This window comes from Streptomyces inhibens, assembly GCF_003389455.1.
GTDB classification, from domain to species: domain Bacteria; phylum Actinomycetota; class Actinomycetes; order Streptomycetales; family Streptomycetaceae; genus Streptomyces; species Streptomyces inhibens.
In genome coordinates, this window is record NZ_QUAC01000010.1 from 1 (window position 1) to 15,080 (window position 15,080).

The window sequence follows — 15,080 nt, forward strand, 5'->3', positions numbered from 1 at the left end:
GGCTGGACGGGGTATCAACATATCTGGCGTTGACTTTTGGCACGCTGTTGAGTTCTCAAGGAACGGACGCTTCCTTTGTGCCTGTTTCAGCAGGCTCTCCGGGCGCTTCCCTTCGGTCTTGCGTTTCCGACTCTATCAGATCCTTGCGGCTCCGATTTTCGCCGGTGCGATTCGGCCTTTCGGCTTCTTCGCGATTCCAACCTTACCAGATCCGTTTCCGTCTCCGGCCCCCTGTTGGAGCGGGGTTGGCCGTTCGGCTTTCGCTTTTCGGCCTTTCCGACTGTATCAGATCCGATTTCGTTCCGTTTCCGGTCCGAATTCTTTTCCGATTCCCCGTCGGAGGGGGTTCCGCCGTGGTGCGGCTATTCGATCTGCCGCGCCTTTCGGCGTGATCACTACTTTAGCGGAATTCCTCGTTGACGCATAATCACGTCGCGGTCCGAATTCCGGCATGCCGAAATTTTTCCCGGTGAGGGGCCGTGCAGTAGTGGTGTGCCGCTGAAGCGGCGGGATGGCTGCCCGTGGGGCCTGTCGGCTCCGTGGCAACTCGAAGAACTTACACGATCCTATGGGTGCGGCACCACTTGGGGGCACGTCTGCGGTGGTTCGAGCTATCTCGGACCGCTAGGTCGCCGGACCACCTGGTCACCAGGGCACCCACACGGCAGGCGTATTGATCTGTTCCGGGTCAGCACACTCGCAGTGGTAGGTCGCCTGCGAGGGGGGACCGTGATGGACGCATTGAGGCGTTGGTGCTGTCCTCCCACTCCGCTGACGGTTTCACCGCTGTCCAGGAGGTGCGCCGAGCGCCACCGTTGCGGCGGCGACCAACAGCGCCTCGACGATCTCGGCGGCCCCGTCGGAAGAGCTGGAACAGGCAGACGAGGGCACCGTCTGAGACGCCACAAGAGCCGTTCCTCATAGGACCAGCGGGCTCCCCAGCCCATGCACCACACCTCCAATACCGGAGATGCCAGCGCCTGGCGCCTGGTGCCTGGCACCGGAGTGCCAGGAATCCAGGCGCCGAGGGTTGCTCCGTGCACCCAACCGACCGCGGAACTACACCGAACCACGGCTTGCGGCGCGCTCACCACGGCGACGGCTGCTGGCGGCGCTCTGCCGGGTTTCCGCGAACCCGGACCCCGGGAACCGGACCATCCGCCGCGCGTGACCTGCACGATCAGCGACGGGACGAACCATCGGACCATCAGAACGAGCGTCAAATGAGCGTCACAAGCGTCATCTCAGCGTCAAGATATCGCCCGTAACGCCCACACCACACATAACGCGCACGGGAAAACTCGCAGGTCAGGCGCCCTTAGCTGCCTTCTCCAGCACCACAACGCACTCCACATGATGCGTCATCGGAAACAGATCGAACGCCCGCATCCGGCGCGGCACATACCCCGCCTCCGCGAAGTACTTGAGGTCGCGGGCGAGGGCGGCCGGGTCGCAGGCGACGTAGGCGAGGCGGCGGGGGGTGAGGGCGGCGAGGCGTTCGACGGTCTTTTTGCCGGCGCCGGCTCGGGGCGGGTCGAGGACGATGAGGTCGACGTCGGTGATGCCGGTGCGGGGGAGGATCGCCTCGACCTTGCCGTGTTCGATGCGTACGCGGTCCAGGTCCTGGAGGTTGTGGCGGGCGTCCTCGGCGGCGCGCTTGCCGGATTCGATGCCGAGGACCGCGCCCTTGTCGCCGACGCGTTCGGCGAGGGCGCCGGCGAACAGGCCGACGCCGCAGTAGAGGTCGAGGGCCATGTCGCCCTTCTTGGGCATCAGGCCCTGCATGACGGCCTCGACGAGGAGTTCGGCGGCCTTCGGGTGGATCTGCCAGAAGCCGCCGTTGCCGACCCGCCAGGTGCGGCCGGCGGCGCGTTCGCGGACGAAGGGGCGGCCGTGGACGCGGTGGACGCCGCCGTCCTTCTCGTCAACGCGGAGTACGGAGACGGGCTTGTCGAGTTCGACGATGGGGAGGCGGCCGCCGGGGCGCGGGGTGAGGATGACCTGGCGGTCGTTGGAGCCGGTGGCGGCGATCGCCTCGACGGTGGCGATCTGCGGCCACTCGCGCTGCTCGATGCCCAGTTCGGAGACGCCGGGGGCGGCGATCATGCAGTGATCGACCGGCTCGACGTCGTGGGAGCGGTGCTTGCGCAGGCCCGCGCGGCCGTCGGCGTCGACGGCGTACTGGACGCGGGTGCGCCAGGCCGGTACCTCGCCCTTGGCGACCTTGTCGCCGGGGGCGGGCTCGACGGTGCCGTCCCAGTGGGCGTCTTCGGGCGACAGTCCGGCCAGCCGCTCCAGCTGCTCGGCGATGACCGAGGCCTTCAGACGGCGCTGGGCGCCGGGGGCGGCGTGCTGCCAGTCGCAGCCGCCGCAGCGGCCGGGGCCGGAGAAGGGGCAGGGGGCCTCGACGCGGTCCTTGGAGGCCGTGAGGATCTCCACGGCGTCGGTGCGCAGGAAGCGGGCGCCCTCCTCGCCGTCGGTGACGCGGGCGATCACGCGCTCGCCGGGCAGGGCATGGCGTACGAAGAGGACCTGGCCCTCGTCGGTGCGGGCGATGCAGTGACCGCCGTGCGCGACCGGGCCGACCTCGACCTCGTACTCCTCGCCGACCAGCGACTTCTTGGGTTCTGCCTGCATGGCGGGAGGGCTCCTGAGGTGGGGTGGTGCCGGGGTGGTGCGGCGGGACGCCAGCCGTCCATTCTACGTCCCGCCGTGTCGTGCCCCGGCCCTGTACCCCGTACCCGTACGCGTACGTAGTGCCTCGCGGCCGTCCTCCCTCCCCGGCCGCCTCGCCCCGCGGCGGCCGCCGCTACTCCCCGGCGGCCCCGCTTGGCGCCCCTACTTCTTGGTCGCCGCCTTCTCCTTCTTCGGCTGGGTGACCGGCCCGCGGCGCACCGCACCCGGGGCGCTCCACTCGGCGCGCTTGCGGGCGCGGAGCTTGGCGGCCTCGGAGGAGTCCAGCTGCCAGGGCACGGAGGTGACCATGACGCCTGGGGTGAAGAGGAGGCGTCCCTTGAGGCGCAGCGCGGACTGGTTGTGGAGCAGGTGCTCGTACCAGTGGCCGACGACGTATTCGGGGATGTAGACGGAGACGGCGTCGCGCGGGCTCTCCCGGCGCAGCGACTTGACGTAGTCGATGATCGGCCGGGTGATCTCGCGGTAGGGGGAGGCCAGGACCTTCAGCGGCACCTCTATGCCGCGGCGCTCCCACTCCTCCTTCAGGGCCTTGGTGTCGGCCTGGTCCACATCGACGCTGACCGCTTCCAGGGTGTCGGAGCGCATCAGCTTGGCGTAGTTGAGGGCCCGCAGGGTGGGCTTGTGCACCTTGGAGACCAGGACCAGGGAGTGCACCCGGGAGGGGCGTACGACGTCGTCGTCGGGGGTGTCCTCGGCGGCGATCTCGTCGGCGACCCGGTCGTAGTGGCGGCGGATCGCGGACATGGTCACGAAGAAGATGACCATGCCGAGGAGAGCCACCCAGGCGCCGTGGGTGAACTTGGTGAGGAGGACGACGACGAGGACGAGGCCGGTGAAGAAGGCGCCGAAGGCGTTGATGGCGCGCGAGCGGTGCATCCGGTTGCGCTTGGCCGGGTCCTTCTCGGTCAGCAGATGGCGGTTCCAGTGGCGGACCATGCCGGTCTGGCTGAGCGTGAAGGAGACGAAGACGCCGACGATGTAGAGCTGGATGAGCCGGGTGGAGTCCGCGCCGTAGAGGTAGACGAGGATCGCGGCGGCGCCGGCCAGCAGGACGATGCCGTTGGAGAACGCGAGCCGGTCGCCGCGGGTGTGCAGCTGGCGCGGCAGGTAGCGGTCCTGGGCGAGGATCGAGCCGAGCAGCGGGAAGCCGTTGTAGGCGGTGTTGGCGGCGAGGAAGAGGACCAGGGCGGTGGCGGCGGCGAGGACCACGAACAGGAACGAGCCGTTGCCGAAGACCGCGGAGGCGACCTGCGAGATGACGGGGTCCTGGGTGTAGCCGGCGCCGAGCGGCTTGCCGTGGTCGAGCAGGTCCTTGGCGGGGGTCTCCGCCATCCTGACGTGGGTGGCCATGGCCAGGCCGATGATGCCGCAGAACATGGTGACGGCCAGCCCGCCCATGAGGGCGAGGGTGGTCGCGGCATTCTTGGACTTCGGCTTGCGGAAGGCGGGCACGCCGTTGGAGATCGCCTCGACGCCGGTGAGCGCCGCACAGCCGGAGGAGAAGGCGCGCAGCAGCAGGAAGATGAGCGCGAAGCCGGCCAGGCCGCCCTGTTCGGCGTGGATGGTGTAGTCGGCGGTGGGGGCCTTCATCGTGTCGCCCATGACCACGGCGCGGATGATGCCCCAGATGATCATGATGAAGACGCCGGCCACGAAGACATAGGTCGGGATCGCGAAGAGCTTGCCCGACTCCTTGACCCCGCGCAGGTTCATCAGGGTCAGGAGAACAATGACGACGATCGCGCAGAGCGTCTTGTGTTCGACGACGAACGGGATCGCGGAGCCCAGGTTCTCGATTCCGGAGGAGATCGAGACCGCGACGGTCAGTACATAGTCGACGAGCAGGGCGCTGGCGACGGTGAGACCGGCCTTGGGACCGAGGTTGGTGGTCGCGACCTCGTAGTCGCCGCCGCCGCTCGGGTAGGCGTGCACGTTCTGCCGGTACGACGCGACGACGGTGAACATCAGCACCACGACCGCGACCGCGATCCACGGGCTGAAGTGGTACGCAGACACACCCGCGACGGACAGGACGAGCAGCACCTCGCCCGGCGCATAGGCCACGGAGGAGAGCGGGTCGGAGGCGAAGACGGGGAGTGCGATGCGCTTGGGAAGGAGAGTCTCCCCCAGCTTGTCGCTGCGCAGTGCGCGCCCGATCAAGATCCGTTTGGGCACGTCGGTCAGTTTGGACACGCAGAGGATGCTAAGCCTTCGTCAAGGTCCGCGCCCACCCGCCACCCGCGCGGGTGCGCACGGCCGAAGCGCACCTGTCCTGCTCGGAGGCGCTTCGGGCCCCGGCACCTCCACAGGATCCGCACGTCGCGCGCACGCCACGGCCGCCGCGGGCGCGCTTCGTGGTGTTCGTCACGGGACGACCGGGTGTGTGCCGTGCGCGCGGACGTACGTCACAGGGCGCGACGAACGCGTCACGGTGAGGCGATCAGTCCCGCCGGACCGCGGCCCCGGCGACGGCCCGCGCACGCCGGGAGTGCAGATCGCCCAGCCCCTGCCGCGTCGCGACCAGCAGCACCCGGTCCTGTGGCCGCAGGACATAGCCGTCACCCAGCTCGTGCACCAGGTGCGCCGGCGCGCGCTCCGCATCCGCCGGCGCCGCGGCGGCCACGGCCTCCGGCTCGGGGGCGTCGGGCGCGGAGGTGTCGACCGCCAGCACCCGCAGCCGCCCCGGGCGCAGCACCTCGGCGACCGTACGGCCCTCCAGCGCGGCATGGCCGCGTACCTCGACCCTGGCGACCAGCAACACCCGGCGCTCGACCGGAATGGCCCCCAGGATCTGGCGCCCCATCATCGCGCCGGCGAAGGCGGGCGCGGACAGAAAGGAGGTGCTGCGACTGCGGGTGAGCGCCCCGGGATGCGCGGCGCGCAGGGTGCGGTAGACGGCGGTGGCGAACCGGTCGTCGAACAGCCGCAGGGTCACCCGCAGCCGCGGGGTGACCGAGCGGGCGTAGAGGGCGGCCTCCAGATTCGTGGTGTCCTCGCTGGTCAGGGCGAGCAGCGCGGCCGCCCGCTCGATCATCGCGGCTTCCAGGACACCTTCTTGTGTGACGTCCCCCAGGACGGTCGGCACCCGCAGCCGGCGGGCCAGCGCGATCCCCCGTGCCTCCGGGTCCCCCTCGATACACACCACGGGGATGCCCATCTCGTGCAGCCGGGCCAGGACCCGGGTGCCGACCTTGCCGAGGCCGAGCAGCACCACATGCCCCGACAGCCCGCGCGGCGGACGCCGTAGCGCGGAGGCGCTGCGGAACGTACCGAGCCCCTCGAACGCCGCCGCGACCAGCACCGGCAGCAGCAACAGACCGGTCAGCCCGGAAAGCAACTGCAAGATCTTGCGGGGCAGCGGCGCACCGATCGCCGGATCGTTGATCGCGAAGAGGTCCAGCAGCGAGAGGTACGCGGCGTGCAACGGCTTCTCACCGGTGGTGAGCCAGGAGGCGACGGCCAGCGCCAGCACCGCGCCGACGACACCGGCCAGCGACCAGCGCAGCCGGCGGGAGAACAGTGAGGCCAGCGGTGCGCCCCGGCCGCGCAGCCCGCGGGGGCGCGCCGTCCGCCCCGTATAGGAGACGGTCTCCAGGACGACGGTGCCGCAGCCGGTGGCGGCCTCGGCCGCGGCGTCGTCCGGCAGCAGTACCGGCCCCTCGTCGCCGGCCCCCGAACTCGGCGCGTCCGCAGGGTCGTTGGCGGAGGCGGAGAGCAGCGCGAGGGTGCACAGCCCGGGCTCGCCCGGCCGGCCGGGTGGCACCGGCGCACGCTCCACGGCCCGCAGCAGCAGCCCGTCCGCCTCGATGACCTTGCTGGTGCCGGCGACCGCGGTGGCCGCGAGCGCGGGGGCCACGGTGTCGGCGTCGGACAGCACAGTCGTGGAGGCGTCGTCGCTCACCGCGTCCGTGTGCTCTCCGGCCGGCTCGGCGCCCCGGCCGGCGACCGCCGCGGCCTGGTCGAGCAACTCCTCCAGATGCTGGCCGAGTTTGCGGTTGTAGAGCCGGATCACCAGGCGCAGCCGGGGGTTGAGGCGGCGGGCGCGCAGCGCGGCGTGGATATTGAGCTCGTCGTCGTCATGGACCAGCGCCAGCGCGCCCGCCTCGGCGATGCCCGCCTCGATCAGCGCCGCATCGTCCGGCTGCGCCGCCTCCAGGATCCGAAGGGTCGCCTCCGGTGGCCCCTCGCCGTCACCGGGCGCCTCCGGTGGCAGCGGAGAGGTCCGCTCCGACGGCAGCGGCGAGGTCCGCGCCATCGCCGCCGACATCCGGCCCAGCAGCGCGGTGGCCCGGCCCAGCGCGCGGGCCGGCGGCGGAATACGGGGGCGATGCGGCTCTAAGGCGGAGGGCACGATGAGCGTCACCCGTTCGCCGTAGACGTCCCGGAGCTCGGCGGCGAGCCGGTGCGCGAGCGCATCGTCGCCGGCAACCACCATGTGCGGGGTGAGAGAGCCCTGTTGGGGCTGGAGAGGCAGGTTGGGCACACCTCGTAGCGTGCCTTACGGGCGCGGCAGGGCGCAGCCCGGTGCGAGACGATGCCGCGCCGCCGGACCGGTCCGCTCCCGACCGCGCCCCACCGCGCCCCCTACCAGGAGCGGCATTACGGCTACGGTTGTACCGGACCACGGTGCGCCCAGCGCTCCCGTTGACGCACCCGGTCCGTATCGCGAGCCGTAGCTTCGTGTCGCCGGTACTTGGAGAAGAAAGTAGTGAGCAGGGTGTTTGTGCAGGTCAGCGCGCTAGTACAGGGCACGGGGTAATCAGCATGCACATCGTCATCATGGGGTGCGGGCGCGTGGGCTCCGCACTTGCACAGACCCTGGAGAGCCAGGGGCACACCATCGCGGTGGTCGACCAGGACCCGACCGCGTTCCGTCGCCTGGGCTCGACCTTCGGCGGCCGCCGGGTGACCGGCGTCGGCTTCGACCAGGACACCCTGCGCGAGGCCGGCATCGAGGAGGCGGGCGCCTTCGCGGCCGTCTCCAGCGGTGACAACTCCAACATCATCGCCGCCCGGGTGGCCCGCGAGATGTTCGGTGTCGAGAATGTCGCGGCCCGTATCTACGACCCGCGCCGTGCCGAGGTCTACCAGCGCCTGGGCATCCCCACCGTCGCCACCGTCCGCTGGACGGCCGACCAGATGCTGCGCCGGCTGCTGCCGTCGGGCGCCGAGCCGCTGTGGCGGGACCCGAGCGGCGCCGTCCAGCTCGCCGAGGTGCACACCGCCCCGTCCTGGGTCGGCCACAAGATCAGCACGCTGCAGGAGGAGACCGGCGTACGCGTCGCCTTCCTCACCCGGCTGGGCGAGGCGATGCTGCCCACCTCGCAGACGGTGCTGCAGGAAGGCGACCTGGTGCATGTGATGATGCGCGCCGACGAGGTCGAGAAGGTCGAAGCGGCATTCGCCACGGGTCCTGAGGAGGCGCACGCATGAGGGTCGCGATTGCGGGCGCAGGCGCGGTGGGCCGTTCCATCGCGGGCGAGCTCCTGGAAAATGGTCACGAGATCCTGCTCATCGACAAGGCGCCGACCGCCATCTCGGTCGAGCGGGTGCCGCTGGCGGAGTGGCTGCTGGCCGACGCCTGTGAGATCACCTCGCTCGACGAGGCGGCGCTGCAGCGCTGCAACGTCGTCATCGCGGCGACCGGCGACGACAAGGTCAACCTCGTCGTCTCGCTGCTCGCCAAGACCGAGTACGGCGTGCCGCGGGTGGTCGCCCGGGTCAACAACCCGAAGAACGAGTGGCTCTTCAACGAGGCCTGGGGCGTCGATGTCGCGGTCTCCACACCGCGTCTGATGTCGGCCCTGGTCGAGGAGGCGGTGAGCGTCGGCGACCTGGTCCGGCTGCTGCGCTTCAGCCACGGCGACGCCAACCTCGTCGAGCTGACGCTGCCGCCCGAGGCCGCGCTGGCCGGCACCCGGGTCGGCGATGTGGACTGGCCCGAGGACACCTCCCTGGTCACGATCATCCGCGGCACGCGGGTGCTCACGCCCAACAAGGAGGACGCGCTGGAAGCGGGCGACGAGCTGCTGTTCGTCGCGGCCCAGTCGCGTGAGGAGCAGCTGGAGGACCTGCTGTCGGTGCGGCGCGAGGAGACGTAGCCGCTCGTACCGCACATACGCCGGGGCCCGGGAACCGCTTGGTTCCCGGGCCCCGGCGTATGCGGATGGATGCCGCCCGTAGAGACGCGTGCCGCCCTGTGTCGGTCAGCGGCGGTGGCGCGCCCCCCGCGGACGCTCGGGGGCGGACGCCTCCGTGGCGGTCTGCGTCGCGATCTCCCCGTACACATCGTCGGCGACCCGGTCCAGGACCTCGCGCTCGCCGCGGCGCCGCTCCTCGGCCTCCTGCTCGGCCTTCTCCTTCGCCTCCATCTCCGCGAAGACATCGATCGGCGCCGGCGCCTTCGCCAGGAAGACCCAGGTGAGATAGACGGCGAGCAGGAACGGCGGGATCTTCAGTGCGATCAGCACCCAGCCGAGCTGAGTGGTGTCCGCCCACCAGTACAGCGGGAAGAGGATCGCGCACTTGGCGAGCAGGATCAGCCCCCAGGCCCAGCTGGCCTTGGCGTACGCCTTCTTCCGTCCCGGGTTGCGGGTGCGCCAGGAGAGGTTCTCCTTGAACACCGGGCCCAGGATCAGCCCGATCAGCGGGACGCCCGCGAGCGTGGTGACGATGTAGGCGACGGCCAGCCCGAGGGTGTAGAGCATGCCCGGCAGGTAGAAGTCCTTGGCGTTGCCGGTCATCATCGCGAAGACCACGCCGAAGGCCACCCCGAAGACGCCGCTGAAGGCGTGCTTGACGGTGTCCTTGCGGACCAGGCGGACGGCCGCCAGCACCAGCGAAACGGCCAGCGCGGCGATCGCCGAGATGTGCAGGTCCTTGTTGATCGTGAAGATCGTGACGAACAGCAGGCCGGGGAGAACGGTCTCCACCATGCCGCGTACGCCGCCGAACGCCTCGAACAGCGCCGCCTCGGTCACCTGTCTGCCGTCGGCGCCCCCGTCCGTGCCGGGGCCGGGCGAGGGGGGTGCGGAAGCGTCGGCATCCGCGTCAGTGGTCGGTCGGTCGTGAGACGTCACCGGCTACTCCTGTCCGAGCGGTCGGAGTTCGTACTTCGGATTGAAGAGCACCCGGCGTCCATGGCTCAAGGAGACCCGGCCCGAGGCGATGAGCTTACGGCCCGGCTCTATCCCGACGATGGAGCGGCGGCCGAGCCACACCACGTCGAGCGCCGCGGAGCCGTCGAACAGCTCCGCCTCGAGCGCGGGCACACCGGCGCGCGGCCGCAGCGTGACATGCCGCAGGGTGCCGGTGACCTTGACTATCTGGCGGTCGTCGCAGTCGCAGATACGGGTGCACCCCGCGTCCTGCGCATCCTGCTGCAACTCGGCGGACTGCAATTCCTCCTCGGAGGAGGACAGCCTGTCGAGCATCCGGCGGAAGCGACCGGCCGGCTTCTCGGATCGGGTCCCAGCACTCATAACCCCAGCGTACCGGTGGCCGGGTCCCGGAATCACGGCCTGCACACGGACTGTGTACGCGGCGCCCGCCATATTCCCCGGGGGCCGGCTCCCGGGACCCCCGGCCGCCCCCACCGCCTCACTGCTCGAACCGGTACCCCATCCCCGGCTCGGTGATGAAGTGCTTCGGGTGCGAAGGATCGCTCTCCAGCTTGCGGCGGAGCTGGGCCATGTACACCCGCAGATAGTTGGTCTCGGTCCCGTACGAGGGCCCCCAGACCTCCTGGAGCAGCTGCTTCTGGCTGACCAGCCGGCCCGCGTTGCGGACCAGGACCTCCAGCAGATGCCACTCGGTGGGGGTCAGCCGGATGTCCCGGCCGCCGCGGTTCACCTTCTTCGCGGCGAGGTCGACGGTGAAGCCCTCGGTCTCCACGATCACCTCGTCTTCGGCCGGCCCGGTCGGCTCGGCCCTGCGCACCGCCGCCCGCAGCCGGGCCAGCAGCTCGTCCATGCCGAACGGCTTGGTGACGTAGTCGTCCGCGCCCGCGTCCAGCGCCTCCACCTTCTCGTCGGAGGTCTGACGCGCGGAGAGCACCAGGATCGGCACCCGCGTCCAGCCCCGCAGCCCCTTGATCACCTCGACGCCGTCCATATCGGGCAGGCCGAGGTCAAGCACGATCACGTCGGGGTGGCGGGCGGCGGCGAGTTTGAGGGCGGTGGCCCCGTCGGGGGCGGCATCGACCTCGTACTTGCGCGCCTTCAGGTTGATCACGAGGGCGCGGACGATCTGCGGCTCGTCATCGACCACAAGCACCCGGTTCACTGGCGTTCTCCCCTTTGGTCAAGGTCTGTCGTGTCCCGGCGGGCCGGGCCCGCGGGGCGTGTGGTGAGTGTGGTCCGTGCGGCCCTGCTCATGCCGAAACCTCGCTTCGCTCGGCCTCGCAGTCGCGAGGCGCGCGCCGTTCGATGATTCGCTCGCTCCGCTCGCTCATGTCGTGGCCTGGGCGGGAAGGTCGGGCCTGACCGGCGGCCGGCCGGGCGCGGCCCGGAGGGTGAGGACCATCGTCATCCCACCCCCGGGGGTGTCCTCGGCGGCGAGCGTGCCGCCCATCGCCTCCGCGAAACCGCGCGCCACGGCCAGGCCCAGGCCCACGCCGGCGCCGCGCGGAGCGTCACCGTAGCGCTGGAAGGGCTCGAAGATACGGTCCTTGGCGCTGTCCGGCACGCCCGGGCCGCGGTCGGCGATCCGCAGCTCCACCCGGTCGCCCAGCGCGCTGGCGGCGACCAGCACCGACTCGCCGTCGGGGCTGTACTTCACGGCGTTCTCGACGAGATTGGCGACGGAACGTTCCAGCAGCCCCGGGTCGACGGCGACGATCGGCAGCTCCTCAGGAATGTCGAGAGTGACACTGCCCTCCGGCACACCGCCCAGCGCCATCGGCACCACCTCGTCGAGATCGATCTCGCGGATCAGCGGGGTGACCGTGCCGGTCTGCAGCCGGGACATGTCCAGGAGATTGCCGACCAGGTGGTCCAGCCGGTCCGCGCCCGCCTCGATACCGGCCAGCAGCTCCGCCTCGTCCTCCTCGGACCAGGCGACGTCATCGGAACGCAGCGAGGTGACCGAGGCCTTGATGCTCGCCAGCGGGGTCCGCAGGTCGTGGCTGACCGCGGCCAGCAGCGCCGTCCTGATGCGGTTGCCCTCGGCCAGCTCCCGGGCCCGCTCCGCCTCGCCCACCAGCCGCTGCCGGTCCAGTACGACGGCGGCCTGGGCGGCGAACGCGGCCAGCACCCGGCGGTCCTCCGCGGGCAGCACCCGGCCGGTCAGCGCCAGCGCCATGTGGTCACCCACCGGCATGTCGACATCCGCGTCCTCGGGCCGCAGCAGCGGCTTGCCGGCCTCGGTGCCGCCCGCACGGCCCGCGCAGGTCCACGGATCGACGTCGCTGGTGCGCTCCAGCAGCGCCACCGCGTCCATGCCGAAGGTCTCCCGCACCCGCTCCAGCAGGGCGTCCAGGGTCGTCTCGCCGCGCAGCACGCTGCCCGCCAGGAAGGACAGGATCTCCGACTCTGCGCGCAGCCTGGCGGCCTGTTGGGTGCGGCGGGCGGCGAGGTCCACCACCGAGGCGACCGCCACGGCCACCGCGAAGAAGATCACGATGGCAACGATGTTCTTGGGGTCGCTGACCGTGAGGGTGTGGGTGGGCGGCGTGAAGTAGAAGTTCAGCAGCAGTGAGCCGACGGCGGCCGACGCCAGCGCCGGCAGCTGCCCGCCGAGCAGCGCCGCGGCGACGGTCAGGAAGAGGAAGAGCAGCACGTCGTTGGCCAGGCCGGGCCCGTTGGCGATGCTGGTCAGCAGCAGGGACAGCAGCGCGGGGCCGACGACGCCGACGAGCCAGCCGGCGATGATCCGGGCCCGCCCCAGCCGCGCACCGCGCGCCACCGGCAGCCCCCGGCCCTTGGCGACCTCTTCGTGGGTGACGATGTGCACATCGAGATCGGGCCCGGAATCGCGGGCCACGGTCGCGCCCACACCCGGCCCGAAGATGTACTGCCAGGCCTTGCGGCGACTGGAGCCCAGCACGATCTGGGTGGCGTTCACACCACGCGCGAACTCCAGCAACGCGCTCGGTATGTCATCGCCGATGACGTGGTGGAACGTACCGCCCAGGTCCTCCACCAGCGTCCGCTGGACGGCGAGTTCCTTGGGCGAGGCCGAGGTCAGCCCGTCGCTGCGGGCTATGTAGACGGCGAGCACCTCGCTGCCCGACCCCTTGGCCGCCATCCGGGCCGCGCGGCGGATCAGCGTACGCCCCTCCGGCCCGCCGGTCAGTCCGACGACGATGCGCTCACGGGCCTGCCAGGTGGAGCGGATCGAATGCTCCGCCCGGTACTCCTGCAGATACTCGTCGACCCGGTCGGCGACCCAGAGCAGCGCCAGCTCGCGCAGCGCCGTGAGGTTGCCCGGCCGGAAGTAGTTGGACAGGGCGGCGTCCACCTTGTCCGGCTGGTAGATGTTCCCGTGCGCCATGCGACGACGGATCGCCTGTGGCGACATGTCGACGAGCTCGATCTGATCGGCACGCCGGACGATCTCGTCGGGCACGGTCTCGCGCTGCCGCACACCCGTTATCGAGTCGACGACATCACCGAGCGACTCCAGATGCTGGATGTTCACCGTCGAGATCACATCGATCCCGGCTTCCAGCAGCTCCTCGATGTCCTGCCAGCGCTTGCCGTTGCGCGATCCGGGCACGTTGGTGTGCGCCAGTTCGTCGACCAGCGCCACGGCCGGCTTGCGTTCCAGGACCGCGTCCACGTCCATTTCGGTGAAAACCGTGCCGCGGTACTCCAGCTCCCGGCGCTGAATCTGCTCCAGACCGTGCAGCATGACCTCGGTGCGGGGCCTTCCGTGGTGCTCGACGAACGCCACCACGGCGTCCGTACCCCGCTCCACGCGCCGGTGCGCCTCGGACAGCATCGAGTACGTCTTACCGACGCCCGGTGCCGCGCCGAGATAGATCCGTAGCTTGCCGCGTGCCATGGCCCCATTGTCTTACGTGAAGGCCGCCCCCACCGGGCTGAACCTGCTGCGACCCTACCGACCTGACAAGTGGACAAAAGGCGCAGTTGGCGACTTCGGGCCCGGTCTTGACGCGACTCTGATACGGGGCACGGGGGCGGCGGGGCAGGGAGCGGTGGGGGGCGGGGGCGGCAGGGCGGCGGGGTTCACGGACCGGGCGCGGGCTCTTGGGCGACGTGAGCCGGGTGCGAGCCGCGTGGCGCCGAGCAGGGTGAGGGCCGTCGGGCGGAGTGGTCGCGCCCCGGACACCACTCGTACGGGTAGATGGGGATCCGGGTACATGCGGATCCGGGCAGCTAGGGATCCTGGTGATACGGCTCCGGGTGATACCGACCCAGGTGACACCGATCCAGGTGATACGGATCCGCGTGATACGGATCCGGACGCCTGCGGGCGGGCGCCGCGCGAAGAGGTACGCGGCGCCCGCCTTGGCAGCCGGCCAACCGGCCGGCCCGACCGGACGGCGCACACCACGCGCCGCCGTGTGGCGGCCGGGGTCGGCGGCGCGAATCGCCCGGTCATGCCTCCATCACACCGGGCGGACCCCCGGCACACCAGCCCAACCCGCCCTCACTGACGCATCGCTGACGCATCACTGACGGCGCCGTGATCAGTGCGCACCATGGCCGGAAAAATGCCCTCGCCCGGCCACGAGCCGACTGCGACGATGCCCCCATGACCGAGGCACCTCTGACGACGCCCCGCACGACCGACGTACGGATCGCCCACACCGCCGACCTGGACACCGCCACCCTCAAGGCGGCCCGCACCCTCCTCTACGACGTCTTCGACGACATGACCGCGGAAGACTGGGAGCACGCCCTCGGCGGCCTGCACGCCCTGGTCCACGAGGACGGCGAACTGATCGGACATGCCTCCGTGGTCCAGCGCCGCCTGCTGCAGGGCGGCCGGGCACTGCGCTGCGGATACGTGGAGGGCGTCGGGGTCCGCGCAGACCGGCGCGGCCGCGGCCATGGCGCGGCCCTGATGGCCGCCCTGGAGCGGGTGGTACACAGCGCCTACGACCTCGGCGCGCTCGGCGCCGCCGACGAGGCCGCGGCCTTCTACGCGGCCCGCGGCTGGCAGCTGTGGCGCGGCCGCTCCTGGACCCTCACCCCGGACGGCATCCGGCGCACCCCCGACGAGGACGGCTGCATCTATGTCCTCCCGACCCCGTCCAGCCCCCTCGACCTCGACACCGACCTCACCTGCGACTGGCGCGACGGCGACGTGTGGTGACGTGTGGTGACGTGCGGCGCCGCGCCGACGACCGAGCCACCGCGCCCCAGGACCCGTACGACATGCGGATGGCGGGCCCCTCCCCGCCCCTCCCCCACCCC

General features: G+C 70.8%; 11 protein-coding genes. 3 read left to right on the forward strand and 8 right to left on the reverse strand.

Annotation, left to right across the window (positions count from 1 at the left end; genetic code table 11):
• Positions 1-780: 780 nt before the first annotated feature.
• From DY245_RS47430 to DY245_RS01145, 4 genes are all read right to left on the reverse strand, one after another.
• Positions 781-906: a hypothetical protein gene (locus DY245_RS47430; RefSeq protein ID WP_280524938.1), complete on the reverse strand. Its 126-nt coding sequence runs from the start codon at positions 904-906 to the stop codon at positions 781-783.
• 402 nt (positions 907-1,308) lie between these two features.
• A complete protein-coding gene (locus tag DY245_RS01135; RefSeq protein WP_128502466.1) occupies positions 1,309-2,637 on the reverse strand; it encodes a class I SAM-dependent RNA methyltransferase in 1,329 nt (442 codons plus the stop codon).
• A 201-nt stretch (positions 2,638-2,838) separates the two neighbouring features.
• On the reverse strand, positions 2,839-4,890 hold the full coding sequence (locus tag DY245_RS01140) for an APC family permease (protein WP_128502467.1): 2,052 nt from the start codon (positions 4,888-4,890) through the stop codon (positions 2,839-2,841).
• A gap of 247 nt (positions 4,891-5,137) precedes the next feature.
• A complete protein-coding gene (locus DY245_RS01145; RefSeq protein WP_128502480.1) occupies positions 5,138-7,132 on the reverse strand; it encodes an NAD-binding protein in 1,995 nt (664 codons plus the stop codon).
• A 329-nt stretch (positions 7,133-7,461) separates the two neighbouring features.
• On the opposite strand from DY245_RS01145, the gene DY245_RS01150 reads away from it, so the two are divergent.
• Positions 7,462-8,130 (forward strand): potassium channel family protein, encoded by a 669-nt coding sequence (locus tag DY245_RS01150; RefSeq protein WP_128502468.1) that lies wholly within the window; start codon positions 7,462-7,464, stop codon positions 8,128-8,130.
• Positions 8,127-8,798, forward strand: a complete 672-nt coding sequence (locus DY245_RS01155; protein ID WP_128502469.1) for a potassium channel family protein — start codon at positions 8,127-8,129, stop codon at positions 8,796-8,798. Before DY245_RS01150 ends, DY245_RS01155 begins: the two co-directional genes overlap by 4 nt.
• Positions 8,799-8,903: 105 nt before the next feature.
• Here DY245_RS01155 and DY245_RS01160 read toward each other — a convergent pair whose 3' ends face one another.
• The 4 genes from DY245_RS01160 to DY245_RS01175 form a co-directional block, all read right to left on the reverse strand.
• Positions 8,904-9,776, reverse strand: coding sequence for a DUF3159 domain-containing protein (locus tag DY245_RS01160; RefSeq protein ID WP_128502471.1), 873 nt, complete (start codon positions 9,774-9,776; stop codon positions 8,904-8,906).
• Between the two features lie 3 nt (positions 9,777-9,779).
• On the reverse strand, positions 9,780-10,178 hold the full coding sequence (locus DY245_RS01165; protein ID WP_128502473.1) for an OB-fold nucleic acid binding domain-containing protein: 399 nt from the start codon (positions 10,176-10,178) through the stop codon (positions 9,780-9,782).
• 118 nt (positions 10,179-10,296) lie between these two features.
• On the reverse strand, positions 10,297-10,980 hold the full coding sequence (locus tag DY245_RS01170) for a response regulator (protein ID WP_128502474.1): 684 nt from the start codon (positions 10,978-10,980) through the stop codon (positions 10,297-10,299).
• A gap of 165 nt (positions 10,981-11,145) precedes the next feature.
• Positions 11,146-13,701, reverse strand: a complete 2,556-nt coding sequence (locus tag DY245_RS01175) for a sensor histidine kinase (protein ID WP_128502476.1) — start codon at positions 13,699-13,701, stop codon at positions 11,146-11,148.
• A gap of 714 nt (positions 13,702-14,415) precedes the next feature.
• Here DY245_RS01175 and DY245_RS01185 point away from each other — a divergent pair.
• Positions 14,416-14,979 (forward strand): GNAT family N-acetyltransferase, encoded by a 564-nt coding sequence (locus DY245_RS01185; RefSeq protein ID WP_128502478.1) that lies wholly within the window; start codon positions 14,416-14,418, stop codon positions 14,977-14,979.
• The last annotated feature ends 101 nt before the right edge of the window (positions 14,980-15,080 follow it).